The sequence below is a fragment of the Acidobacteriota bacterium genome (genome assembly GCA_009691245.1).
GTDB lineage: Bacteria > Acidobacteriota > Terriglobia > 2-12-FULL-54-10 > 2-12-FULL-54-10 > SHUM01.
In genome coordinates this window covers 31,296-56,810 of sequence record SHUM01000008.1, presented here as the reverse complement: position 1 = coordinate 56,810, position 25,515 = coordinate 31,296, and the positions used below count along the sequence as shown (strand labels likewise).

General features: G+C 59.0%; 23 protein-coding genes. 14 read left to right on the top strand and 9 right to left on the bottom strand.

Annotated elements, in window-relative coordinates; genetic code table 11:
* Positions 1 to 107 precede the first annotated feature (107 nt).
* The 6 genes from chrA to EXQ56_03540 all read left to right on the top strand — a co-directional run bounded on the left by chrA (position 108) and on the right by EXQ56_03540 (position 5,676).
* Positions 108 to 1,253: a chromate efflux transporter gene (gene chrA / locus EXQ56_03565; protein MSO19530.1), complete on the top strand. Its 1,146-nt coding sequence runs from the start codon at positions 108 to 110 to the stop codon at positions 1,251 to 1,253.
* 67 nt (positions 1,254 to 1,320) lie between these two features.
* Positions 1,321 to 1,947 carry a sigma-70 family RNA polymerase sigma factor gene (locus tag EXQ56_03560; GenBank protein ID MSO19529.1) on the top strand — a complete coding sequence of 209 codons (627 nt, stop codon included), beginning with the start codon at positions 1,321 to 1,323 and terminating at the stop codon, positions 1,945 to 1,947.
* Positions 1,944 to 2,192, top strand: coding sequence for a zf-HC2 domain-containing protein (locus EXQ56_03555; protein MSO19528.1), 249 nt, complete (start codon positions 1,944 to 1,946; stop codon positions 2,190 to 2,192). Before EXQ56_03560 ends, EXQ56_03555 begins: the two co-directional genes overlap by 4 nt.
* A gap of 135 nt (positions 2,193 to 2,327) precedes the next feature.
* Positions 2,328 to 3,851 (top strand): GMC family oxidoreductase, encoded by a 1,524-nt coding sequence (locus EXQ56_03550; protein MSO19527.1) that lies wholly within the window; start codon positions 2,328 to 2,330, stop codon positions 3,849 to 3,851.
* A gap of 51 nt (positions 3,852 to 3,902) precedes the next feature.
* Positions 3,903 to 4,631 (top strand): twin-arginine translocation signal domain-containing protein, encoded by a 729-nt coding sequence (locus tag EXQ56_03545; protein MSO19526.1) that lies wholly within the window; start codon positions 3,903 to 3,905, stop codon positions 4,629 to 4,631.
* A gap of 163 nt (positions 4,632 to 4,794) precedes the next feature.
* A complete protein-coding gene (locus EXQ56_03540; protein ID MSO19525.1) occupies positions 4,795 to 5,676 on the top strand; it encodes a pirin family protein in 882 nt (293 codons plus the stop codon).
* 7 nt (positions 5,677 to 5,683) lie between these two features.
* Here EXQ56_03540 and EXQ56_03535 read toward each other — a convergent pair whose 3' ends face one another.
* The 3 genes from EXQ56_03535 to EXQ56_03525 all read right to left on the bottom strand — a co-directional run bounded on the left by EXQ56_03535 (position 5,684) and on the right by EXQ56_03525 (position 9,288).
* Entirely contained in the window at positions 5,684 to 6,943 is a 1,260-nt protein-coding gene (locus EXQ56_03535) for a VWA domain-containing protein (GenBank protein ID MSO19524.1), read from the bottom strand.
* A gap of 51 nt (positions 6,944 to 6,994) precedes the next feature.
* Positions 6,995 to 8,476: a magnesium chelatase gene (locus EXQ56_03530; GenBank protein ID MSO19523.1), complete on the bottom strand. Its 1,482-nt coding sequence runs from the start codon at positions 8,474 to 8,476 to the stop codon at positions 6,995 to 6,997.
* A gap of 80 nt (positions 8,477 to 8,556) precedes the next feature.
* The gene (locus EXQ56_03525; GenBank protein MSO19522.1) at positions 8,557 to 9,288 is read right to left on the bottom strand and encodes a hypothetical protein; all 732 of its coding nucleotides are present in this window, start codon (positions 9,286 to 9,288) and stop codon (positions 8,557 to 8,559) included.
* Positions 9,289 to 9,357: 69 nt separating this feature from the next.
* Between EXQ56_03525 and EXQ56_03520 the strand changes: the two genes are divergently transcribed.
* Complete coding sequence (locus EXQ56_03520) at positions 9,358 to 10,161, top strand: SDR family NAD(P)-dependent oxidoreductase (protein MSO19521.1); 804 nt, start codon at positions 9,358 to 9,360, stop codon at positions 10,159 to 10,161.
* A gap of 130 nt (positions 10,162 to 10,291) precedes the next feature.
* Here EXQ56_03520 and EXQ56_03515 read toward each other — a convergent pair whose 3' ends face one another.
* The gene (locus EXQ56_03515) at positions 10,292 to 12,205 is read right to left on the bottom strand and encodes a hypothetical protein (protein MSO19520.1); all 1,914 of its coding nucleotides are present in this window, start codon (positions 12,203 to 12,205) and stop codon (positions 10,292 to 10,294) included.
* A 262-nt stretch (positions 12,206 to 12,467) separates the two neighbouring features.
* Between EXQ56_03515 and EXQ56_03510 the strand changes: the two genes are divergently transcribed.
* Entirely contained in the window at positions 12,468 to 13,013 is a 546-nt protein-coding gene (locus EXQ56_03510) for a DUF1572 domain-containing protein (protein ID MSO19519.1), read from the top strand.
* A complete protein-coding gene (locus tag EXQ56_03505; protein MSO19518.1) occupies positions 13,013 to 13,582 on the top strand; it encodes an acyl-CoA thioesterase in 570 nt (189 codons plus the stop codon). The genes EXQ56_03510 and EXQ56_03505 overlap by 1 nt, the downstream gene beginning before the upstream one ends.
* Here EXQ56_03505 and EXQ56_03500 read toward each other — a convergent pair.
* The 3 genes from EXQ56_03500 to tmk all read right to left on the bottom strand — a co-directional run bounded on the left by EXQ56_03500 (position 13,579) and on the right by tmk (position 15,967).
* Complete coding sequence (locus EXQ56_03500; GenBank protein ID MSO19517.1) at positions 13,579 to 13,902, bottom strand: hypothetical protein; 324 nt, start codon at positions 13,900 to 13,902, stop codon at positions 13,579 to 13,581. The two genes, EXQ56_03505 and EXQ56_03500, sit on opposite strands and share 4 nt — an antisense overlap.
* A gap of 219 nt (positions 13,903 to 14,121) precedes the next feature.
* A complete protein-coding gene (locus tag EXQ56_03495; GenBank protein MSO19516.1) occupies positions 14,122 to 15,246 on the bottom strand; it encodes a hypothetical protein in 1,125 nt (374 codons plus the stop codon).
* 70 nt (positions 15,247 to 15,316) lie between these two features.
* A complete protein-coding gene (gene tmk / locus EXQ56_03490) occupies positions 15,317 to 15,967 on the bottom strand; it encodes a dTMP kinase (GenBank protein ID MSO19515.1) in 651 nt (216 codons plus the stop codon).
* Positions 15,968 to 16,079: 112 nt separating this feature from the next.
* On the opposite strand from tmk, the gene EXQ56_03485 reads away from it, so the two are divergent.
* The 4 genes from EXQ56_03485 to EXQ56_03470 are packed head-to-tail and all read left to right on the top strand — an operon-like array spanning position 16,080 to position 18,763.
* The gene (locus tag EXQ56_03485) at positions 16,080 to 16,826 is read left to right on the top strand and encodes a YggS family pyridoxal phosphate-dependent enzyme (GenBank protein ID MSO19514.1); all 747 of its coding nucleotides are present in this window, start codon (positions 16,080 to 16,082) and stop codon (positions 16,824 to 16,826) included.
* Positions 16,826 to 17,155 (top strand): DUF167 domain-containing protein, encoded by a 330-nt coding sequence (locus EXQ56_03480; GenBank protein MSO19513.1) that lies wholly within the window; start codon positions 16,826 to 16,828, stop codon positions 17,153 to 17,155. The genes EXQ56_03485 and EXQ56_03480 overlap by 1 nt, the downstream gene beginning before the upstream one ends.
* Entirely contained in the window at positions 17,152 to 18,333 is a 1,182-nt protein-coding gene (locus tag EXQ56_03475) for a M24 family metallopeptidase (GenBank protein ID MSO19512.1), read from the top strand. Before EXQ56_03480 ends, EXQ56_03475 begins: the two co-directional genes overlap by 4 nt.
* 28 nt (positions 18,334 to 18,361) lie before the next feature.
* Positions 18,362 to 18,763: a hypothetical protein gene (locus tag EXQ56_03470; protein ID MSO19511.1), complete on the top strand. Its 402-nt coding sequence runs from the start codon at positions 18,362 to 18,364 to the stop codon at positions 18,761 to 18,763.
* Between the two features lie 324 nt (positions 18,764 to 19,087).
* Here the strand turns inward: EXQ56_03470 and EXQ56_03465 are convergent, their stop codons facing one another.
* Entirely contained in the window at positions 19,088 to 19,675 is a 588-nt protein-coding gene (locus EXQ56_03465; protein ID MSO19510.1) for a hypothetical protein, read from the bottom strand.
* Between the two features lie 41 nt (positions 19,676 to 19,716).
* On the opposite strand from EXQ56_03465, the gene EXQ56_03460 reads away from it, so the two are divergent.
* A complete protein-coding gene (locus EXQ56_03460) occupies positions 19,717 to 22,560 on the top strand; it encodes a hypothetical protein (GenBank protein ID MSO19509.1) in 2,844 nt (947 codons plus the stop codon).
* A 91-nt stretch (positions 22,561 to 22,651) separates the two neighbouring features.
* On the opposite strand, the gene EXQ56_03455 is transcribed toward EXQ56_03460, so the two are convergent.
* Entirely contained in the window at positions 22,652 to 25,432 is a 2,781-nt protein-coding gene (locus EXQ56_03455; GenBank protein MSO19508.1) for an Rne/Rng family ribonuclease, read from the bottom strand.
* Between the last annotated feature and the right edge of the window lie 83 nt (positions 25,433 to 25,515).

Genomic DNA, 25,515 nt, shown 5'->3' with positions numbered 1-25,515 from the left:
CCAATTCATTTGAAGTCCGTGTTCGGCTCCATCTTCACAGGGGAACGTCGCTCCCTTGGGATTCCCTTCCATTCGCATGACAGCCCACTCAGATACAATGGTTGATTATGAAGCAGGATAAGTCCGGCGCTTATGCTTCCGGTGCCGCATCGAACGCGGAGATCGGCAAGACATTCCTGAAAATGGGGTGCTTGGGATTCGGCGGGCCGCTGGCCCATGTGGCGCTGATGCAGCAGGAAATAGTCGAAAAGCGTCGCTGGGTTTCATCCGCGGCCTTCGCAGAGGGGTTGACGCTATCTCAGATTCTTCCCGGACCACTTTCCACCAAGCTCGCCATTTATCTGGGCTACCACCTGCGCGGCTTGCGCGGCGCATCCATCACTGGCGCGGCATTTATCCTTCCAGCATTTCTCCTGTTGCTGGGATTGACCGCCCTCTACTTTCGCTACGGCACACTGCCTGCCGTTGCCGGAGTTTTCCTGGGCATCACCCCGGTCGTACTGGCGATGATCCTGCTCACCTGCTACAAACTGGGGCAGCAGTCCGCCACAAGTTGGGTCCAGCGCGGCCTTCTCCTGGCTTGCGCCATTGCAGTAGGCGCTTTCTCGATTAACCTTCCGCTGATCTTTATGGTGTCAGCCATCGTCGGCATCCTCTCATCCGAGACATTGCGTAAACGATGCTCTGGCGGCAACTCTTTGATGATCTTGCTGCCGCTCTCACTGCTTGGCCAGCTCGGCTGGTTCTTCCTGAAAGTGGGCACACTGATCTTCGGCGGGGGGCTGGTGATTGTCCCATTCATCGAGAAGGAAGTGGTAACCCGGCTCGGCTGGCTGACGCACCGCGAATTCCTCGATGGCCTGGCCCTGGGCCAGATCACACCGGGGCCGGTGGTCATTACCGCCACCTTCATCGGCTACAAAGTAGCGGGATTGGCCGGAGCCTTTGTGGCCACCGCCGCCATCTTTCTTCCCTCGTTTTTTCTCATCATCCTGGCTGCCGTGTTCCTCAGAAACAGGAAGAAGTCGCCCTACTGGCAAGCAGCGCTTGGCGCAGTCAATCCAGCGGCAGTGGGCGCGGTGCTCGGCTCCTTCTGGTCATTGGCTAAGGTTCCCTTTGGCGAATGGTTTGGCGTGGCCTGGTTTGCCATTTCGCTGGCCGCAATGCAATGGCTGGAGATCAGTTTTCTGCGCATGCTGGCCGTCGGGGGCTTCATTGGAGTCATCGCATGGTTGATGGGTGCAGCCATCTGAGGCACTATACAGATAGCGGGTCTTTAGCGTGGCAAGCGAGATGCGTGTGTGAGACAACGGTGAGCAGATGGCAGCGCCTGACATAGCACCGCCAAATCCACTATTCAAGTCGCTCGACCTCGACTTGGTGCATCGCGCCAAGGAAGGTGATGTCGCTTCGTTCAGCGAACTGGTCTCGCGCCATGAGCGCAAGGTATTCCGCCTCACTCAACACATAATTGGGAATCGTGAAGATGCCGAGGATGCCTTGCAAGAAGCGTTCCTAAAGGCTTACACGAAACTCGACCAGTTCCAGGAAGGCGCGCAGTTTTCTACCTGGCTGGTGCGCATCGCTGTCAACGAGTCGTTGATGAAGCTGCGCAAGCGCCGCCACACGCCGTTCACCATTTCGCTGGACGAACCGATCGAATCGGATGACGGGTTGATTCCTCGCGAGATCGGTCAATGGGAGGATAATCCAGAATCGAAGTTTGCCCAGCAGGAGGTGCGGGAAATTCTGGACCAGGAATTAAAGTCCATGCCGGAGGCATTCCGCACCGTGCTGGTGCTGCGCGACTTGGAACAGATATCCACCGAGGAGACCGCTCGCCTGCTGGAGATTTCCATTCCTGCCGTGAAGTCGCGTCTGCTGCGCGCCCGTCTGCATTTGCGGGAGAAGCTGAACAAGTATTTTGAACGAGGTAAATCCGCATGAGCACCTGCAAGAAACTGCTGACAGAACTGTCCAGCTATCTGGATAATGAACTGGACGCCGAGCTTCGCGTCGAGATTGAGACGCACATGCGGCGCTGTCCCAACTGCCACATCATCATCGACTCGACTCGCAAGACGGTTCAAATATACCGTGGTTGCGATGCCTACGAAGTACCGCAATCTCTTCATGAGCGTATCGAGCAGGCGGTTAAAACGCACATCGGAAAAACTTCCGGAAAATGCTGACCGTTGACTGACCCTTCCGTCCAGACCCAATCTTGACTTCCCTCCCTGCCCGCGATAGCCTAGACCCATTTGCTGAATGACTCCGGAGAAAAGCTGTGAACACCCACACTGGGTTGGTCACAATGGAGAGACCCGATGGCCGCTACGCGTGAATTTGATCTGATTGTAGTAGGCGCAGGTATGGCCGGTATCATCGCCGCCGCGCGCATCGCCGAGCAGGGCATCCATCCCCGCACCGGCGACAAACTGCGCGTGGCCATGATCGAGGCTGGCCCGCATGTGCTGAAGGGCAAGGCCCGCGCCGGGTATGGCGATCCGCTGAATCGCAAGATGATCCCGCAAATTCTGTGGGAAGAGTTTGGCATGCTCGAAGAGTGGCCTTGGCAGTTTGGGTTGAAAGCCGTGGGCGGCTGCTCGTTGCACTGGGGTTGCCACGTTCATCTGCCCTTCCCGGAGGACTACTCCAACTGGTCGTCGATGGGCATCAACTGGTCGCGCGACCACATGAAGGATGCGGTGGAGGACATCACGCGCAACTTCCACGTGGAGGCAGATCCGGAGGAAGCCTACACGCGCGGTGAGCGCATGTTCCGCGAGGGCGCTCAGGCCATGGGGCACCGAATCGTTCCAGTGCTCACCACGCGCAAGAATTGCATCTACTGCGGTTTTCACAATGATAGCCACGGCTGCAAGTACGACGCCAAGGCTACTTCGCTCTGGTATCTTCCCACCGCCGAGGCCAACGGCGTGGAGCTGATCGACAAAGCCGAGGTAAAGAAAGTCATCATCGAAAAGCAGGGAGCGGGCGGCGTGGTGAAGGGAGTGGTTTACGAAAAGAATGGCGTGATTGAGGAAGCGCGCGCAGAAAAAGTGATCGTCTCCTGCGGGACCTGGGGCAGCCCTCTTCTGCTGGCGCGCTCCGGCTACGGCCCCAAGGATGAGTTGGGTGATAACGTGATCGTCGAGAACGACAATGTGGGCCGCAATCTGGATGGCGACACCAGCTACCGCATCCCGCTCTATTTCCCCGAACCCATCAAAGAGCCTGGTCGCGGCACCAATTCGAGCTTAGGCTTCTTTCTGAGCGACCCCAATTACACCGATGGCACTGGCTTCGTGCGCATCTCTACTGCGGAACTCAGCTACATCAATTACCCGCATATCTCCGCCTTGAGCGAGTTTGCTCCGGCCTTCGGCAAGGCGCACATGGATTTCATGCGCACGGCCGTGACCCGGCTGGGTGCAATCTCCATACTCTTCAATCGTGCGCCGCTACACGTGAAGGGACGCGTGAACCTGCGCACCGGAGCCCAGAGTTATCCCGGCGATCCGTACATTGACAAAAGAATGCAAGAGGCCAAGCAGGTGGTTATCGAGCTGGCCAAGAAGATGGGCGCGAAGTATTCTCCACGCTTCCCCGCTTCATTCGCGGGTCGTGGTGGCGGACACACCAACGGAACCTGCCGGGCAGGCAGCGACCGCCGCAACTCGGTCATCAATGGTGATTTCGAGTCGCATGAGGTAAAGGGTTTGTTCGTGGTGGACGCCAGTTCCTATCCCCGCGCGTCGGTGAACTCAGGACTATTCGCCGCCATCATGGGCGCATACGGAGCGCGACGTATCGTAGCAACACACTTTTCACGAGGCGCCGGAGCATAGATTGACTTCGTTTCCGGCTGGTTGAATTCGGTCTTACGAGAAAGGCGGATCATGGATTCCAAGTCGATATCCAGACGAACATTCCTGAAGGAGACCGGCGCAGGAGCCTTGGGCGCAAGCGTTGTTCTGCCGGGAGTCGCGGCAACCGCGCTGGCGAGGCCGGCGGTTGACTACAGCGCAGTCCCCGGCGTTGACCGCAAACAATTATTTTCTGCTTTCGGTGATACTCTCATTCCTACCGCGAGCGGCTACGCCGGCTATCTCCGTTTGGAAGCCCATGGCATCACCGATGAAGTGATGAAGGGATTGACTGGCATACCCGCCGATGATCTAAATGTCTTCAACGCCGCCGCGATGGAGTATTACGAAAGACCCTTTGTCGAGTTGAGTGAAGCGGAGCGCACCGGGTTTCTCGATCGGGTCGCCACTAGCTTTCCGCCCGACACATTCACTATGGCAACTCCACCATCCACCAGCGATTCTCTAACCGCGCGGCTCCCGAAGGAGCATCTCGATAAAGTCCAGCGCGTATTCCGGCTGGGCCGTGTTCGCGTGATGACCGTCTTCTATCAGAACTTTCCACAACACCGTATCGAGCGTGACGCGGACAAGTCCCCCTTGCTGCCACCCGGTGACGAGCATCAGATAACAAATCCTAATACCTCAGCGCTGGTTACGGGCTGGGATGTTGCCAACTTTCCCGGACCGCTCAGTTGGGAAGAAGAGGAAACACGACGCGCCTATTGGATGAAAACCCATTGGCACGAAGAGGCCAGGTAATTGCGGCCCCTCCACCTTTGATCTTGATATCCTGTCTGATTCGCGGCGCCAGCTTTCGGCTTCAGGCAGACTGATTCAACTCTCGAATCCTTCACCATCTGCCAACATCCAATGTCCTGCACAGGGCCAGCGGAGCCGCCTCGATAGCGGACGGTAGATACTTATGAAAAAACTTGCGACGATTCATCGCAGTACAGACAAGCATTGGGTTGGCGACGGATTCCCCGTGCGCACCGTATTCTCCTATCACAGCCAGGGATTGCATGTCAGTCCCTTCCTCCTAATGGATTACGCCGGCCCGGTGGAGTTCCCGCCCGCCGCCAAGCCGCGCGGCGTGGGCTGGCATCCGCACCGCGGATTCGAAACGGTAACGATTGTTTATCAAGGAGAGGTTGAGCATCGCGACACCACCGGCAACGGCGGCAAGATCGGCCCCGGCGATGTCCAGTGGATGACGGCAGCGGGCGGCCTGTTGCATGAAGAGATGCACAGCCAGGAGTTCACGAAGAAGGGCGGGACATTCGAAGTCATCCAGCTCTGGGTGAACATCCCCTCGCAAGACAAACTGTCGCCTCCTCACTATCAGGCAATCACGGACGCGCAGATTCCATCCGTCGCTCTCAACAGTGATGGCAGCTTCGCGCGAGTCATCTCGGGCGAACTTCATGGCGTCAATGGCCCGGCGGCCACATTCACGCCGGTGAATCTTTGGGATCTGCGCCTGCGCGCTGGAAACAAGGTTGAGCTAAACATCCCCGAAGGCTTTACAACATTGCTGTTTGTGCTGAATGGTGCCGTACAGGTGAACGGCGCGCAGGATATCAACGCCACGGAACTCGCCGCTTTCGACCGCTCGGGCGAAATGATATCGATGATTTCCAAAGAGGACAGCATGGTGTTGGTCATGAGCGGCCAGCCCATCGACGAGCCCATCGCCGGCTATGGGCCATTTGTAATGAACAATGAAGACCAGATTCGCCAGGCCCTGAAGGATTTCAATTCAGGCAGGATGGCGGAGATGATCGCCGCAGTTGAAGCCAACTAACGACTCTTTAATGTATCGTGCGCGATTTATTGTTAAGGTAATCGAGCAATAGGTACTGGCCAAGCGTGTACGGCGTGGTGAAGTAGGCTTTGCCGCGACACAAGCGCGTTACCTGCTCGACAAAATGAATCAGCCCGGCGTCGCTCGCCAGCATGAACGTATTGATCAGAATGCCCGCGCGCTTGCACTTACTCACTTCTTCCAGTGTGGATGTCACAACGAATGGGTCCAAACCAAAGGCGTTTTTGTAAATGCGACCGTCTTCGAGTGTGAGCGCGGAGGGCTTGCCATCGGTGATCATGATGATCTGGCGCATATCTTTCTGCTGCCGGTTCAGGATGCGTTGCGCGAGGCGCAGACCTTCCCGCGTGTTCGTGTAATGCGGCCCCACCTGCGCGCGCGCGAGCTGCGAAAGCGGCATCTCCTCCGCCGAGTCGTGAAATAGCACCAGGTGCAGCGTATCGCCGGGATATTGCGTGCGGATCAAGTGCGAAAGAGCCAGCGCGACGCGTTTCGCGGGCGTGAAGCGGTCTTCGCCGTAAAGGATCATGCTGTGGCTGCAATCGAGCATCAGTACCGTGGCGCAGGAACTTTGGTACTCGGATTGGTGGACTTGCAAGTCTTTGTATTCGATGTTCAGCGGCATCGCCAAACCCTCGCGCTGGATAGCGCTGGAGAGTGTGGCAGTCACATCCATGTTGATGGTGTCGCCGAACTCATAGGGCTTCGTTGATCCGCCTGACTCGATACCGGTGGATAAGTCACGCGTATCATGGCGGCCGAAGCTAGACCGGCCCAGTGAGCCGAGCAGGTCCTTCAGCGTCTTGAAACCCAGAAAGTCCAGCCCCTTATCCGTGAGTTCAAAACGGACTTGGCCTTCTTCGCCAAGGGAACCGCCGCCTTGCTGCTGTTGATCCTGCTGCTGTGGCGGCTGGTCGGTTACGCTGACGTAGCCCTCCTGCTCCATGCGCTCGATCAGCTTGTCGATCATCTCTTGCTGCTGCTCGGGCGTCATGTCTCGGAACGCCTCCATCAGCCGCTTCATCTGCTCATTCTCGCCAAACTGGCCTTCTTCCTGTTGGAGCGCCTGCTGCAAGGCATGCCGCAATTGGTCGAGCGAGTTTTCATCGCCCTCTCCGAAGTCATCGCCATAAGGCGATTGGAAACCACTCTGCAGGAAAAATTCGGCGAGCTTATCCATCAACTCCTGCATGTCGAGTGAGTCGAGGTCGGACGGATCAAACTTTTTATAAGTAATAGACTTCATAGCTTTGTGTGCATCAACTCATCACTCATCACGAACCGCTCATCATAGCCTTTAGTTAAATTGCCGACGGTGCGGTTGACGCATATCTTCGCGGCCCGCTGGCTGCTGCTTGCGCGATTCCATTGTGAAACCACGCTCTTCGCTACGGCCAATGCGGCGGTGCGCGTGTAATCCCTCCAGCACAAACTCGCCGGCAGCAGCGGTCCATGCGTCGTTGGGTTTGTCTGGTTTACCGGCGGCGGTGGCCTTGTCCAGCAGTCCTTGGATCTTGCGCAGGCCATTGACCACGGCGTTTGCGGAATCCCCCTCGGGAACTTTCAACGAGCCCCCCATCTCAAACCATTGGACAATCTGCTGCAGATCGGCATCGGCGAAGTATTTGTCGAATATCTTGCCGACCGCGCCGCGCACCAGCTCGCGCGCGACTTGATCAGCGCCCTTCAATTCACCTTCATATTCCAACTCAAACTTGCCGGTCAGCGCAGGCAGCGCGGCGTATATATCCGACACGCGCGGCACCACGTCGCGCTCACGATTGCTGATGGCGCGGCGCTCGGCGTTCGAAACGACCGTCTCCATGCAACTGATAGGCAGGCGCTGACTAACTCCCGAGCGCTTATCCACGCGCTTGTCGCCGCGGGCGAGGAACGCGATCTCCTCGACAATCTCCTGAATGAATGTCGGAATCTGCATCCGCTTCGACCCGCCACGCGTCGTCCAGGCCTCCTGCACAGTGATGGCGATGCCCTCCTCCACGGTGGCCGGGTAGTGAGTGCGAATCTCGGCGCCGATGCGGTCCTTGAGTGGCGTAATGATCTTCCCGCGCGCGGTATAGTCCTCCGGGTTGGCGGTGAAGACGATCATGATGTCGAGGGGCAGGCGCACCGGGTAACCCTTAATCTGCACGTCGCCCTCCTGCATGATGTTGAACAGGCCCACCTGAATTTTCCCAGCCAGATCGGGCAACTCATTGATGGCGAAGATGCCGCGGTTGGCGCGAGGCATCAAGCCGTAATGAATGGTCAGCTCGTCGGAGAGCTGGTGCCCGCCACGAGCGGCCTTGATGGGGTCCATGTCGCCGATCATGTCGGCGATGGTTACATCGGGCGTCGCCAGTTTTTCGACATAGCGGAACTCACGAGTCAGGAAGTTCACCGGTGCGGCGTCGCCCTTTTCCTGTAGCAACAATCGACACGAGCGGCAGATGGGAGCGTAGGGATTGTCGTTGATCTCGCAGCCAGCCAACACGGGAAGTTCTTCATCGAGCAGTGCGACTAGCGCGCGCAGCAGGCGCGTCTTGGCTTGTCCGCGCAGGCCAAGCAGGATGAAGTTGTGGCGCGATAGCACGGCATTCACCACTTGCGGGATCACCGTGTCTTCGTACCCGACCACGCCGGGAAACAGCATCTCGCCGCTTTCCATCTTGGCGATGAGATTTTCACGCATTTCATCTTTCACAGTTCGCAACCGGTATTTTTGCTCCGAGTATGCGCTGCTGCGCAGTTCACCGAGCAAGTGAGGCTTGAGTTTCATGACGGTCAATCCCTTCGCGTGGCCTGTATTCGGCCATGCCTGATACCGTGACTTGATCTATGAATGACTGGACCAGTATATCAGTGGCGGCCGTTCCCGTTTGAACCCGCTTTGCTGCTCGTCGCCGCGAGACGGGAGAGAAAACCCTTCAATTGGCCGAGCTGCTCGATCACTTCGTCGAGGCGCTCGTTCTCGTTGCGCATCTCCAGCAGCAATTGACGGAAGGCAAGTTCTACGGGCACCTGCGCGATAATCTCAAATGCCAGGTGAGCACTGGCGCGCGAAGGAGCTTCGGCGGATGGGTTGCGATCTTTGGTGGGAATCAATAGCAGAACTTCATTGCAGAGACTCACGGCCTCATCACGGCGCCGGTCCATGACGGTTACTTCTCCGACCTCCTCGTCATCGAAGAAAGCCACTTCGCCGCGCAGAAAAGTCTCATCCCGGTTCAAATTCAGAACCTCGAAGCGCCGCGAGCCACGCACAATAATATCCATGCGTCCGTCGCCATGCGTCTTCACGAGCTGCACCACCGCCGCGGTGCAGCCTGTCGATGATAGACCTTCGTCATTCGCCAGCACGATGCCGAACTCGGTTGCGTGTTCCAGGCAGTCGCTGATCATCCGCTTGTATCGCTCCTCGAAGATGTGCAGCGGCAAGTTCATGCGAGGGAATAATACGATCTTCAGCGGGAAAAGGGGCAGCAACAGTTCGGTCATGGAGCTATTATACTCGTCTGACCATTTTGCGCGGCGCGCGATTGATGGGTAGTTCTGCCGTTCGATGTAGCACCGCCATCCTGGCGGCTCCATAAGCCAGCAAGATGCCGGCGCTACGTCAAGAACGCGGCACAGGATAAAGCGAATGAGGGAGAGCTAGCGTTGGGACAATTTCAAGACCATTTTCAAGATAAGGTCGTGCTGATCACCGGCGCGTCGATGGGCGTGGGCGCGGGGCTGGCGCAGATGTTCGCAGCGCAGGGAGCGAAGGTGGCCATCGCCGCGCGCTCGATGGACAAGCTGGTGTCGCTGGCGAAGTCTCTGCCCGGTGAATCGCTGGTGATCGCCGCCGACATGAGCCAGCCGGACCAAGTCCGCGACATGGTCGCCCAGACCGTCGCACGCTTCGGGCGCATTGACATTCTGGTTAATAACGCCGCCGTGGGCATGTACGCAGCCGCCGCCGACATGGACATGGCCGCCTGCGAGCATCTGATCAAGACCAACTGGCTGGGGCCGCTGCACGCCATTCAGGCCGCCGTTCCGGTGATGCGCCGGCAGGGTGGCGGGCAGATCATCAATATCTCGACCGTCGCCGCGCGCCTGCCGCTGCCATACTTCACCGCGTACGCGAGCACGAAATATGCGATGACGGCCATGTCCGACATCCTGCGCATGGAGCTGCGGCCTGATAACATTCAAGTGCTGCTGGTGTTCCTGGGTCGGGTGCGAACCAACTTCACCGTGAACGCCTTCAAAGGGCCCGGTACAAAGGCCCTGGGGGGAAAGATGGGTGGCATCAGCGTGGAGAGGGCCGCGCGCGCAATTTTGCTGGCCTCGCGCTGGAGGCGGCGCGAGATTGTGGTCCCGTGCAGCAATCGCGTCTTTGGCTGGCTGCGTCGGCTGGCTCCGCCGCTAATCGACCGGCTGACCTTGGCGCTGCTGAAGCCGATGATGAGAAAATAGCGAAGCAGAGGAAGCAAAGGAAAGGAAATCCCCGCGCCGGAACAATCACCTGACGCGGCTACCAAAACAAACCGCGGCACGTGTTCGCGTGCCGCGGCTTTGCTAATAACATTTCCTACTACGATTAATACTAACCGCCGCCGCCCGCGACGCCGCCGCCTGCGGCTTTGCGCAACTCATCGTAGGTGGAGATGACCGCGCCGGCGGGCTTGAGGTTGTACTCAGTGGAAAACTGCGTGTGGACGTAAACGATTTTGCCGTCGAAGACGGTCATCAGTGGGCGAACATTCTTGATGTCATCGCCGGGAATGGTCAGGAAGTCGCGGTCGAGCACCAGAATGTCGGCGATCTTGCCCTTCTCGATGGAGCCAAATTTATCGGCCTTCAGGATGTACTCCGCGCCCCAGATGGTGGCCATCTTCAGCGCGGTGGCGTTGTCGATCTTCTCCTGCGGACCCCAGACTTTGCCGGTCTCGTCCTTGCGCGTGACGAACGCATACAGACCGTCCCAAACCGTCGCGGCTCCCTCGCCTTCGTACGACACGTGGATGCCCGCGTCGATCATGGTCTTTAGCGGCGCCGGGTAGGTATTGGCGATCTTGTCGCCGAAGTTCTCAGCGACCTCGGGACCATTGTTGATCGAGTTGGGATAGCAACTGAAGCGCACGCCGAGCTTGGCCGCCAGCGGGATATCCGCCGGGTTCACCAGATCGCAGTGGTCCGACGCCCAGTTCTTGGTGGAGCCCGGGCCAAACTTCGCCTGCGCTTCCGCGATGAACCTCAGGAACAGCGAGACCGAGCGGTCGCCTGACATATGCGTGTTGGCGAAGCGAATGCCGTGTTGCGCGCTGGCCATGATCCAGTCCTGATAATAGTTCTTGGGGATCTGTGCCGTACGTCCGGCGGCGCCGCGATACTCGCCATCCTGATAGCACTGGCCCACCGGATAAAGGTGGTCGATCGCGCCCTTCGAGTTCTTCGGCTGATTCGAGCACATGCGGCTGCCTGAGCCATCAACGGAGGACGGTGAGACGGAAGTGATCCAAATCTTGTCCGTGCCCGCGCCAATCAACGACCTCAGACGGCCCAGTTCCTTGGCGGGGTCTTTGATCACGCCGAACTCATCTTCCAGTCCGTAGGCAACGCGCGAAATCAGCTGGCCGCGCGCCTCGAGCAGCTTCAGGCTCTCGACACGATAAGCCGGGTATCTGCCGGAGACGGTGGTGAGGCCCATGGCGGCCAGGGCTTCCTGAATTTTGCGGAATCCGGGAGCCTGCACCTCGGCGGTGGGATGCGGCATATACTTCATCATGATGGGCCGCGTGGCGACCGACTCCAGATGGCCGTCGGGAATGCCGGCGGAGTTGATCCAGTAGCGACCGTTCTGCTTGATGAAATCCCCGTACTCCTTCCACAGGATATCCATGGCCACACCGTTGATGAGCAGGCCGTTGTATTCGGGGATGCCCAGCGACAGAATGATGGGATTGTTGGGCGCGGCTTTGTCCAGCTCCCAGCGATTCAGCTCGTCAAAGAGAATTCTGCTGTGCAGCACGGTGGTAGGCGAAGCCAGACCCATGAAGCCGACGGCGTTCTGAAAGTGAACCCACTCGCCGGGCTTGAAGTTGTTTTTCTTGATGATGCCGGAAATCTGATTGAGCGCGTCTTCCTTGGTTCTGATGCCGCCCCAATCCACTCGGAACACGGTCCTATCGACTTCGTTGTCGATCATGCCCTCGGCGGTATAGTGGCGATGCGTGTCCATAAAGCCGGGAGTTACGGTGCGGCCCTTCAGGTCGATCACCTGAGTATTCGGCCCGGCCAGCTTCGCAATGTCAGCCGAAGTGCCCACCGCGCTAATGGTGTTGCCGGTGATGGCCACCGCCTGCGCGATCGAAAACTTCGGGTCCACCGTGAGCACCTTGCCGTTGGTCAAAATAATATTAGGCTGCTGTGCCACCAGCGCGCCAGCTCCTAACATGATGAGGAATGCCACGCGCCTCGCGGCGGCCAAGCCTTCACCGATCAAACGGTTTCGCAACATGAGATTTCTCCTTAGTAAAGACTGTCCTTGCCTGCCTCGCCTTAAAGTTCGATGCCAAATCGGTCCCTGCAGATGTCACTGCCATGAATTACCGGATAGCTCCACAATATACACCCAAGAGGGCACTTCCGCGCAAATTTCCATTGAAGTCTTTTCGTCCGGCAAGCCTGCTGGGGTAACGGTGTATACTCGCTTCTTCAAGATGAGGTGGCGAGTCACCTAAAGGCCCCACCGCTAATCCGATCAGCGAAGGAATTAAACCATGCCGAAAAGCGAATTCCTGAACGATTGCCTTCGTGAATTTGAGAAAATGCGCCGCAATGCCGATGGCGCGCTGGCACAGGTCTCCGAACAGGACCTTTATCGCAAGCTCGATCCGGGAACCAATTCGCTGGCGGAGATCATGAAGCATCTGGCGGGCAACATCCGCTCGCGCTGGACGGATTTCCTCACCACTGATGGCGACAAACCGGATCGCGACCGCGACGCCGAATTTATCGCCAACGATGCGGACACGCCCCAGCGATTGCGCAAGGATTTGGCGGACTCCTGGGAGTTTCTGTCCGCCGAACTCGGCAAGCTCGGCGTGGCCGACCTCGACCGCACCATCACTATCCGAGGCGAGCCGCACACCGTGCGCCGCTCCGTGCTGCGCCAGTTGAACCACCACGCCGGCCATGTCGGCCAGATGGTGATGCTGGCCAAGCATTTCGTCGGAGAAAACTGGACAACGTTAAGCGTGCCGCGAGGCAAATCGAGAGAATATAATCAAATGATGCAGGAAAAGTTTGCCGCAGAGAGGAAATGATGACGGGAAAATCAAAATGGGATGCGGCGCGACACGTGAGCGTGACACACGCAAGAACACTGGATCCCAAGCCGGTGCGCGAGTCGCAGTCCGAGATTACCCAAATGGTGCTGCCCAACGACGGCAACCCCATGGGCAACATCCTCGGCGGCATGGTCATGCATCAGGTGGACATCGTGGCAGCCATCGCCGCCGGCCGGCACTCCGGCTCCTATGTCGTTACGGCATCCATGGATCACATGGACTTCCGAGTTCCTATCCGCGTGGGAGAGATCATTATCTTGAGGGCGTCGGTGAACCGCGCCTTCAGGACATCAATGGAGGTGGGCGTTAAGGTATATCGAGAAGGGGTTTATAACCGAACCCGCGAACACACCAGCTCGGCCTATCTGACGTTTGTCGCCGTGGACGATGATGGCAACCCGCGCGAAGTGCCACCGGTAATCACTGAAACCGACGACGAAAAGCGCCGCTTTCGCGAAGCGGGCCAGCGCCGTGAACGGCGGCTCGCGGATAGCCTCGCAAAGAAAAATAAGCTGAACCAGCGCGAGAAACGGGGCCCCCGCTAGTCTCCTTCATTTTTCTTATAGAGATACTTGATGCTGGTTTTGTAAAGAAGCAGATTGGGTTCGCCCGTGCGGTGTACCTTGATGCAGGCGCGATCATACCATTCGATTACGCCATGCAAGATTTCGCCATCGGTGAGAACGATCACCATAGGCGTCTTGGACTGCATCTGCTTGACGTAATAAAAATTCTCGGCGTTGGTGGAGTCCGAAGGCACGGGACGCTTGCGGGCTTGGCGGCTGCCACCCGAATCACGATTGCCTGCCGGTTCCCTGTTGATATCGGTCAGCGACGGACGTATCAGCTTGCGGTTGCCGCTCATCTCATCCCAGGCCGGTCCCCGGCGTGGCTCGCGTGAATCATCGTTGTCACGGGGCATCTCCCGGGACAACTCTCTGGTTCCCGTGGGAGGGACTGGATATCGTGTCATTTTATTCACCTCAAAAAGTTCCTATTTGCCTGAAAGCCACAAGGGCTTTCACAAGATCCGAAATCAGCTCGGTCTCCAAAAGTAGTTTGCGGCCCGATTAGTTGTGGGCCTTCAAGATATCCGGCGGGACGGTGTGCCAGCCTCCGCAAGCCCAAGCGCGAGGGCTTCCAGTGAAAGCCGCGCTGGAACATTTCGCCGCAAGTTTCGCTCGATCATATCCAGGTTGGCAGCCGCCCTACGCAGCCCTTCCACGCCCAGAGCATGAGCCACCTGCACTAGAGTTTTCGGCCGGTCCGAATTGCGAAGCGGTTCCCCGTTAGCCTTTGATTCGATATGCAGGATATCCTGAAACAAAATATATAGAATTTCGAGAAGTTTTTCAAGTGACTCATCCTTGCCAGAGAGCTTCTGCGCCTGCGTCAGCAGCTCCGCGAAGTTCGGCCCGGTTGCGCCAGCGGCCAACAATGACAACAGGGCATCACGCTGAATGAGGTAACGCTCGCGGTCCAGACGCAACGCAGATCCCGGCGATCCTCCCGTTACAGCGGCCCGCCACTCGCGCTCTTTCTGGTTCTCACCCACGCCGCGCTCATTCAGAAATGTGACGATTTCGGCAGTACTGACCGGGCTGAACCATAGCGGCACGCAGCGCGAACGGATGGTGGGCAGCAACGCCGCATCGCTCGCGGTGGTCAGGATCAGCACGGTATCCGCAGGCGGCTCCTCCAGCGACTTGAGCAGCGAGTTTGCCGCCGCCGCGTCCATGCGATCCGCTTCAGGAAGAATGAAAATGCGTCGCTGCCTGCCGGTGGCGACAAATTCGAGCGATTGCTTCAGGTGCCGCGCCTGCTCGATTTGAAACAGTCTAAGCGGGCCATTCGGCGCGAAGATTGTGACGTCGGGGTGTGGCTGAATGATCAGCGGAATTTCCCGCGGACGCTTGGAGAGCGCTTCACGCTCCTGCTCGGCATGAGCCACGGCGGCGCGACGGTCGCCGACGGCATCCAGCAACCGGCAGTTGAAGCAGTGGCCGCAGAAATCCTGCGGGCCGGCACTGCCCGCCAGGCCAGCGTTGTCCACGCAATGAATCGCGCGAGCCAGCATCAACGCCAGCGTGTATTTTCCAACGCCTGACGGACCTGCAAAAATAAGTGAGTGCGGCAGGCGATCACGCGCCAGCATCCCGCGCAGCGCCGCCACCACCTCCGAGTTCCCACGATAATCAGAAAACCCCATAACAATGCCTGCCCAAGCGGACTGTCAAATCTCCTATTGCTTCCTGATTGATTTTCGCTGCACTCTCGCCTCAACTAGATCGCAGAAATTCTTCGGCGGCGGATCGAACCCCCGCGTGTACCACCTGGATGCTGCCTGAGCCGTCGATGAAAAGCACACGCTTCGGCTCTTGTTGGGACAAGGCGACGTAGCCACCGCGAACCCGACTAAAGAAATCGAGGCCTTCCTGCTCGAAGCGCGTGTCGCTGACGCCAGCGCCGCGATTTCGCCCCGACGTGCGTGCCGCGGCGACAGGGACGTCCACGTCGATCACCAGCGTAAGCCCGGGCCGTAGCCCACCGCACAGGCGTTGATCGAGCAGGTCAATAGTATCGAGCGGAATACCGCGCCCGAAGCCCTGATAGGCGATGGTCGAGTCGCTGAACCGGTCGCAGATGACGTGCGTGCCGTGAGCCAGCGACGGAGCAATAATGTGCTCGATATGTTGCACGCGCGCCGCAAACATCAGCGTCAACTCAACCAATGGCGAGAGCTGCTCCGGCCCGGGAGTCTGCACCAATTTGCTGACCTCACAACCCACGGCGGTGCCGCCCGGTTCGCGCGTTAGCCGCACGGGATATCCGCGCTGCTCCAGATACTCAGCCAGCAGCGCCGCCTGCGTCGTCTTCCCGCAGCCGTCAATTCCTTCCAATGTGATGAACTTGCCCGAAGGTTTCACGATGTAGTCCGATAGCTAGGGTGTCTATTATGATAGCACTTCCATCTGGTTAAGGCTGGACAGCGCGCGCGTTCGATCCAGAGTGCTAAAATCAATGTTACGCGAACTTTTGTATATGTTGACCACCGAACACATCGCCACCAACGCGTCTGAAGTACTGGAAGCAATTCGGGTTGCAGCCCATCGCTCGGGCCGCAATGCGGATGCGGTGCGGCTGATCGCCGTGAGCAAGACGTTTCCCGCCGAGGCCATCCGAGCTGCCTATGATGCCGGACTGTGCGAGTTCGGTGAAAATCGTGTTCAGGAGTTTCAGGAGAAGGCCCCCGTGCTCAATCTAGCCAGTGCCCTGCCCGGCGTGCAATTCCATCTGATCGGACACCTGCAATCAAACAAAGTTTCGCTGGCCCTCGGCTTTAACTATATTCAGACTATAGACAGTGAGCGCCTGGCGCGGCGACTCAATGAGGCAGCGGCGCAGCAAGGCAAGCGCTTGAAAGTCCTGCTGCAAATCAAGCTCGGCGAAGAGCTGGCGCAGGAAGATCGCAAAACCGGCGCGGCAGAATCGGACGCGTCACGCTTGGCCACCATCCTTGGTTCGCTCGATCATCTGGATCCGCAGGGACTGATGCTGATCCCGCCGTACATGGATGATCCCGAAGCCTCGCGACCCTTCTTCCGAAAGTTGCGCGAGTTGCGTGATCGCCTGCGCGCCGAGGGCCACGCCTGGGTGCAGGAGCTCTCCATGGGAATGAGCCATGACTTCCCCATTGCCATCGAAGAAGGCGCGACCATGGTGCGCATCGGCACCGCGATTTTTGGCCCGCGCACGAAACGCGACGGAGATGGGGCCGGAGCAAAGTGATGAACCTTCGCGTGCGCGTCCAGCCGCGCGCCACCCGCAACGCTCTGAAGCCCTGGCAGCCGGATGAGTGGAAATTATTCCTCACCGCCCCTCCTGTGGACGGCAAAGCCAACGAGGCCTGCATTGAATTCTTCGCGCGCGGCCTGGGCATTGCGCGTTCGCGGGTGCGCATCGTGTCGGGACACACGGCGCGGCAGAAAGTGATTGCGCTCGAGAGCATCAGCGAGGCGGACGTGCGCACGCTCGCCGGAATTTCCGAGACAACGGCGAACGTTCAGCCAACTCAGCGCGCGGCGGCGGAGTCCAATCGAGGGAACAGGCAAAGATGAACATGGAAGCAATCCAGCTGGCGCTGCGCGACGAAGGCATTCCCGCGTGGCTGTTCTGCGATTTTCATCGCCGCGACCACGTGGCGCGCACGCTGCTGGATCTGCCCAAGGGCGATTGGATGACGCGGCGCTGGTATTATCTGGTGCCCGCGGAGGGCGCGCCCGTGAAGCTGCTGCATCGCATCGAGAGCGATCAGCTTGCCGCGCTGCCCGGGACGGTGCGCGTCTATCGTGGTTGGGTGGAGTTGCAGGAGCGTCTGCGGGAGATGCTCGCGCCTTACGGAACGATCGCCATGCAATACTCACCGCTCAATCAACTGCCGTCGGTATCCATGGCCGATGCGGGGACGGTGGAGTTGGTTCGCAGCTTCGGCCATGAAGTGATCAGCTCGGGGAACCTGGTCCAGCGCTGCGATTCGCGGTGGTCGGCGGCGGCGCTGGAGTTGCATCTCGAGGCAGGCCGCGCCGTCGACCAGATCGTTCGGGAAACTTTCGCGAAGATTGGCAAGAGTATCACGCGGGATGGGGCCTTCACCGAACACCAAGCCCAGCAATGGATGGCCGAGCGGCTGGCGCGACACGGCCTGGTCTCCGATTCACCGCCCATCGTCGCCGCCAACGCGCACTCCGGCATTCCGCACTACGCGCCGCAGGCCGCTGGGTCAAGCTCGATTCGCGCAGGGGATTTTGTGCTGCTGGACGTCTGGGCGAAATGTGACAAGCCCGGCGCAGTCTACTATGATGTTACTTGGACCGGATTTGCCGGCCCGCAGCCGCCCGAGCAGATTGAAACTGTTTTCGCCATCGTGCGGCAGGCGCGCGACGCGGCGGTCGCGGCGGTCGATGAAGCCATGCGAGCGGGGCAAGTGATTCGCGGCTATGAAGTGGATCGGGCCGCGCGTTCGGTGATCGAGGCAGCCGGGTACGGCGACTATTTCGTGCATCGCACGGGACACTCCATCGGCCAGTCGGTGCATGCCAACGGCGCCAACATGGATGATCTGGAGACGCACGACGAACGTCCTGTCATCCCCGGAACCTGCTTTTCGATCGAGCCTGGTATCTACCTGCCCGAGTTCGGCGTACGCAGTGAACTGGATGTTTACGTGGAGCCGCGCGCGGCGCGCATCACTGGCGCGGTGCAAAATGAGATCGTGAGGATTTGTATCGAGCCGTGAGTTGACCGGTGCGAAGATGGGAGCCCTAATGTCGAGGAAAGCGGAAGTACTCACTGAAGCGAAGCCGGCGCTGCCCGTGGGCCCGCTGGTGGCTGGATGGTTGCTGCCCGGAGGCGGACATTTCCTGCTAGGCCGCTGGGGCCGTGGAGGACTGCTACTGGGTTCAATTGGACTACTATTTGTTTTCGGCCTTGCCAATGCAGGCAGCTTCTTTGAGCCCGCGCGCGGCAATCCCGTCGATACACTTGGATTTCTCGGGAATCTGTGCGCGGGATTGTTTTACTTCGGCGCGAAGTTTTCCGGCTACACCTCAACCATAACGGCCGCGCCACACGCCGATTACGGTTCAAAGTTTCTGATCGTCGCCGGACTGCTGAACGTGCTGGCGATTCTAGACGCCTACGACATCGCCATGGGCAAGAAGAGCTAAGAAATTTCCATTAGGAAGGCGCAGGATTCGATGAACAGTTCCCACTTTACCGCCGCCATGATTTTCGCCATCGCCACCAGCGTGGTCTTCGGCGTCACCAGCAAGAGTACGGATCGCGAGCGGCTGCGCTACGGCTTACAGGTGTTCGGCATATTTTCCGCCGTCATCGTCGGCGGCGCGTGGTTCATGTATCTGATCCGCCGCTGAGCAAACAGAGCCGCGACCGGGAGGGAGCGGTTTCTCGTCAAGCACGCCAGCCTGTGCCAGTTAACCGCTCCCTCCCGGGCGCGGCTCTGTTTGCGGTACACCATCGGCATAAGCATATTAGTGAGTGAAGAAGAAGCAGGAGACGTCTGGATTGCCGGTGAGGTTGTCCGGCGTTTCCAGTTGCGGCAACCCCTCCGGCGGCTTTTCAAATTCAGCCAACCCCCAGGACATCTTGCGCACCACCAGCGTCGGCGGGTTATCCGAGGCCGGTCCCGGCGACTTGCTGTTCTTGTCCGCCTGAACACGGAGCAACGCCACGTGGCCGGTGGGCAACTCATTGCCTTCGGCCGAGATATCCCAGTCAATCACCAGCGTGCCCGCGCCCTGATTACGCTTCTTCGCCGTGCTGCGCAGGTTCAGCCCGCGCGTCTGCTCAATGTTGCGAAAGCTCCAGCCGTCCATCGCGCTCAGCTCGAGTTCCGCGCGAATGCGTCCCACCGACGCCGCGCCCGAGGTCTCCACGATCAGCGAAAATACCACATCGCGTTCGCTCTGCTTGTTGGGCACACCGATACGCAACGTTACCGGCTTTACTTTATCCGGCTCTCCCGCTTGCGGCTGCTGCGCCAAAAGACTTGATGCGGGATACACCGCCAGGAGAAGAAGTCCCACCAGTCGTGCTAAGTTGATTGACGACTTTCGCATACACTGATTATACTGAAACCAGCTAATCAGGCCACTAACTTATGATCCTGCTGCGCTCGCTTATGCGGAAGGCCTTCGGGCTGCTCTCGGAACAATCTCGCTGGAGTGGACCCATCGTCCTGGCCCTGCTGACCCTCATTTTCTACTCCAGAATTCTCTTCACCAATCGCGCCATCATCCCCTGGGACGCGGTGGATTTCTTTTACCCGTTGCTTGGATACGTCCATGAAGAGCTGCGCCACTTTCGCCTGCCGCTGTGGACCCCGTTCAACTTTGCGGGTTACCCAGTGATCGCCGACCCCGAGGCGCAGATATTCTATCCACCAAACTGGCTGATGCTGGTGTCGCGGCTGTTCTATCCGCTTTCCTACAAGTTGCTGGAGATTCAAATTGTCGTCCACTATTTCCTCGCCGGACTCAGCATGTATTGGCTGGTGAAGGACTGGACGAAGAAGCATCTGCCCGCGCTCATCGCCGGCGTAATCTATATGTTCAGCGGGCCGCTGACCACGCACGCGCAGCACCAGTCCATCGTGAACGCGCTCGGCTGGTTCCCCCTGGTGTTCCTGTTGGCGCGGCGCGCGTTGCATGGCCGGGACTGGCGCGCGGGCGCGTTGGCCGGCGGCGCGTACGGGATGGTCTGCCTGACCGGCCATTACCAGCACGCGGTATACCTCGGGCTGCTGCTATTTCTTTACTTCTTCTATGAAGCCTGCGCCGGGGCGGACAGAAAAATCCTGTGGCCGCATTGGATTCTGCTTCTCGGAACGATTGCCTTAATTGGGGCTGGGCTGGCGATGGTCCAGCTTATCCCGGCCGCGGAGCTTGGCGCACTCTCGATTCGCTCGCAACTGACGCCGGAGGTCATGGCCGGCGGACGTGATCCGCGCTATCTGTGGACTTACTTTCTGCCCAACTTTTTCGGCGAGTTCCACGGCGCGCAACTTCGCCTGATCCCATGGCCCAGCTACCAAATCGCCTTCATCAGCGTGCCGGGCTGTGTGCTGGCGCTGGTGGGGCTGGTGGAGATGGCGCGGCGCAAGAACTTCTTCTGGCTGGGCATGATCATTGTCTTCTCGCTCGCATCGCTCGGCACGAATGGACCGTTTTTCAAGCTCAACTACAGCCTGCCGTTGCTGAAGCTGTTCCGCAACATCTTCATCTTCGTCAACCTAGCCATCTTCTCGGCAGCGGTGATGGCGGGTGTGGGCGCGGCGGCGCTGGAGGATGAAGAGAAACGAAGGTTCCACCTCCGCTGGCTGCGCGTTTTCGTCCTTGCCGCCTTCGCGTTTGCCGTGCTGGGAGGGCTGCACTGGGGGTGGCTCGGGATCATACCGTACTACTGGTACATGCTGTTGGGCCTCGGAATCGTCTCAGCGTTTGTGCTCGCGTGGCCGATGGAGCTGCGGCGCATTCATGCCGTCCAGTGGACGATTCTCCTGCTCGCCGCCGCGGAGCTGTTCAACTTCCACATGAACAACCCATTCAACGCCGAGCCGCGGGATCCACGGCTATTCATGAGCTACGACTCACTCTATGACCGCAAGGAGGAGATTGCATTCCTCCGCGCGGATCAGTCCGGAGATTTTCGCGTGGCCAACACCATGGGCTGGCCGAATAACTACTGGAACCTCGTGCGCATCCCCGGCACGTATGGCTGGAACCCGGTGCTGCCGCGCCGCTACAACGAATACGTGCGCCAGTTCATGCAGACCAACGCCTACGCGTGGGCCGATGCCGGGCCGGACAACAATCTGCAATCCGGCATGCAGGATTTGCTGGGCATCAAGTATTACCTGACGGTCTCGATCCGCGAAGCCGACATGCATATGGAGAAAATGGCGAACCTGAAGAAAGTCTACGACGGCCTGGGCTGGTACAAGATTTACGAGAACCGCAATTTCCTCTCGCGCGCTTGGATGTTTGACCGGGCGTACGTGGTTCCTGACAACGCTGCGGCGCTGGCGCTGATGAACTCGCTCTGGTTCACTGCCCGAAGTGCGTTAGTTATGGAGCGCGGAGACGTCCCTGCAAATCCCGCGTTCCCGATTGAAGAGTTACAGACCTACACCTTGCCCTCAGCCGAAGAGGGTTCCACCGGAGGCGTGATCGACGATGGCAGTTGCTCTGAGCCGCGCCGGTATCGCGCCTATTGGGGAAACTTTCCAGATGACTGGCAGCGCTTCCCCCTGCCCGCGAACGTCCAACCCGGGAACTATCTGATCTCCGCCGAGTACTTCACCCAGCAAACGGACCCCTTCCCTATCGTTACCGCGAAAGTTCAGCAAGACGATCAGTTGCAGGAAGGCCAGCCGACAAAGGTTCCACGCTCCGGCGGATACTTCTGCGCGTCCACGCGCACCGTGGACCTGGGAGTATTTGAGTTGCGGGCAGGCGCTGGCAGCATCACTCTGACCGCCCATCAAAAATCCGACATGAGCATCTACGGACTCACTCTGATTCGCCTGCCCAAAACGCCGTCGCCGGAAGGCACAGCGACTCCCGCAATGACTGGCAGTGACTTCAAGTTCCGGGACTACGATGTTTCGGCCAATCGGTATTCGTTCACTGTGGCTTCAGCGAAGCCGAGAATAGTTCTGGTAAATGAGATTTTCTATCCGGGATTGGAAGCGACGATCGACGGCCAACCGGCGGAAGTTCTTCGCGCCGACAGCATCTTCCGCGCCTTGCCCGTCTCCGCTGGATCGCATCGCATCGAGATGCGCTTCCGCCCCCGGCATTTCTGGATCGGTGCGTCGGTCTCGCTGTTGACACTATGCGGGTTGATAGTTTTCTGGCGGATGGGACGGAGGTCTTCCGGCAGCAGATCACAGGAAGCCAACGCGGCAGTTGGAAAAGCGGGTTCCCCGCTTCGCTCGGAATGACGACCTTATTTATTTGTTGATTGAGCCGCAAGAAAGAAAAGCAGGAAGCGATGCTTCCTGCTCTCCCATTTCGCAAATTCAATTCACATCCCTAGTCGAAGTAGAAGTTCTCCATGTGGACGCTGGGGTCGTTGCGGATGATGACGCCCTTGCCGGTCATCTCTTCAATGGATTCGATGATGCTGGCAGCGGTGGATTTCAGGGTTTTGCCTACCTCGGGATTCACGCGAATGGTTACCTGTTTGCCCGTCCAATCGGCGCATACCTTCTTGGCTTCGCTGAGAATTTCCAGGCTCACCGTTGCGGGCGACTTCACCATGCCCGATCCGTCGCAATAGACGCAGGAGGTGCACAGGGCGCGTTCGAGCGACTGACGCACACGCTTGCGCGTAAGAGCCACCAGGCCGAATTCGTTGAATGAAAGGATTTTGGACGGCGAGCGGTCCGCCCGCACTGCGTCTTCCAGTTCCATCATCACCTTGGCGCGGTTCTTGCGCTCGTCCATGTCGATGAAGTCGATGACGATGATGCCGCCCAGGTCGCGCAGGCGAATCTGCCGCACAATCTCCTGAATGGCCTCGAGGTTGGTCTTGACGATGGTGTCTTCGAGGCGATTCGACTTGCCCACGAACTTGCCCGTGTTGACGTCGATGGCCACCAGCGCCTCGGTCTGATTGATGACAATGTAGCCACCCGACTTGAGCCAGACTTTGGGCTTCAGCGCTTTGTTCAGCTCATCCTGAACGCCGGTCTCTTCAAAGAGCGGCACTTCTTTGGTGTAGAGCCGCACGCGACCCACCAACGTGGGCTGGAACTTCTGGACCATCAGCAGAATCTGCTCATAGACCTGCTCGTTGTCCACCCAGATGGTGGTGTACTCGGGAGAAAGCTGATCGCGCAGCGTGCGCAGGACGAGGTCGGGATCGTGATGCAGCAGCGACGGCGCGTTGGACTTCTCTGCCTTGGCCTTGATGTCCAGCCACAGGCGCGTCAGATACTGCACGTCCTGGCGAATGTCCTCATCGCTGCGACCATCGCCCGCGGTGCGCACGATGAATCCCCCGGCAAAGTTTTTCGCGGCGTCCAGCACAACGCGCTTCAGGCGCTGGCGCTCTTCGTCCGAACTCACTTTGCGCGACACGCCAATGTGGTTGAGCGTGGGCATGTAGACCACATAGCGGCCCGGCAGCGCGACGTGCGACGTGATGCGCGCACCTTTCTTGCCGAGCGGCTCCTTGGCGATCTGGACGATGATCTCCTGGCCTTCCTTGAGCATGTCGCCAATCAGCGGGCGTGGAGCCTGACCCTGACGCTGCCCGTCGCGCGGGGTGTCGCGCGGAGTATCGCGCTGGCCTTCCCGAGGCCCGTTGCCGTTGCGTTGCGGACGGCGGCCCTGCGCTCGACCCTGCGCTCGACCTTGGTCGAGAACTTGGTCTCGGCCGGGATCCGGAGGCGCTGCATCCTCGCGCGGCGGCAGGCCCTCACGAGGCGGCATACCATCACGCCGCGGCCCACCGCGACGGGCTTGCGAACGCCCTCGGCGCTGGAAGCGAGGGTTGCGGCCACCCTCACGGACAGCCGCTTCGCGCGGTGCGCCTTCCCTTCCGGCTGGAGCTTCTCCCGATTCTGCGGGGGTGCCGGATTCATTATCTGCCGGAGTGGAGATTTCTTCTCCGGACTCTTCCGCGCTCATCTCACCAGAGATATCCTGCGTTTCCTCTCGTGATTCCCAATCAATGCCAGCGCCAGCCGATTCGGCAGCAGCCTCCCGCAGCACCTGCTCACCGGCGGCATCCATCTCCTCGGCGGTCATGTCCTCCGGGCTGGATTCAGCAAAAGCCTGAAGGTCAAATGGCCGCGGGGTAAAAGCTAGTGGATGACTGATCACTTCAGAGGCTTCCTGCTCAAGCGGCTCCGCACTGAGAGCGCCGTCTGCCTCGGCCAGCACTTCATCCAGCACCTCGTCTTGCGCTTCTATTTTCGATTGCACCGTTGCGGGAACGGCGGCAACGACCACATCCAATGCAGCGACGGGCATGGCTGCGATCTCTTCCTCGTGAACCGGCTCAACCGCTTCATTGCCACGAGAAATTTCCAAGGGGGATTCATGCGAGCCGGCGATTTCCATTGTGGAATCGGAAGGGCTGGGCTGCTCACGGTATTTAGCCAACGATTCACCCGGAAGCAGGATGCGCGCCACAGGCTGATCCAAAACTTCAGGCGCAGAAACTAGTTGCTCGGAAACTTCGGGTTCCGTGACCGCCTCAATGGGGCGCTCATTCGGAGGGGGTGGCGCCGACTCGGGTCCGGTGCGAGCGTACTTGGAGTCAGGAATGCCACCTTTACCACCACGCGGTGCACCGCTTCGACCGCGTCGGCCGTATCGCCACCCGCGATCACTCCGGCCACGCCCACCGTCGCGGCCGCGATCGCCCTGTGGCGGGCGAGGGGGTGATGCGCTTGACGGGCCAGTTGGATTGGAAGTTTCAGGAGTGCCATCCAGAGGTGCCACGGAAGGAGCAACTTGTGCTGTGCCGACCTCCACCAAGGCGTCCGCCGAAGACAACTCGGCATCCTCCTCCGCGCTGCCGCGTGGAGGAGTGCGCTCCTCCAACGTGTGCATCAGCTGGTCGTACTCTTCCAGACCCTCCAGAAAATCGGAGACATACAGAAAGGCATCGCGCTCCAGGCCAATGTTGACAAAAGCCGATTGCATGCCGGGCAGGATACGCATTACGCGGCCTTTGTAGATGCTGCCTGCCAGGCTATACGTCTGCTCGCGCTCAAAGAAAATTTCTGAGACAAGACCATCCTCAAGAATCGCCACACGAGTTTCGTGTGGGTTTGAGGAGACTACCATTTCTTTTGCCATGAACCTCTCCTAAATGACGGGAGGTTGCCGGGAAGGGCTGGAGAGAGAGTGAAAGGCTGCGGTCTGCTGTACTGTAGGCTAGG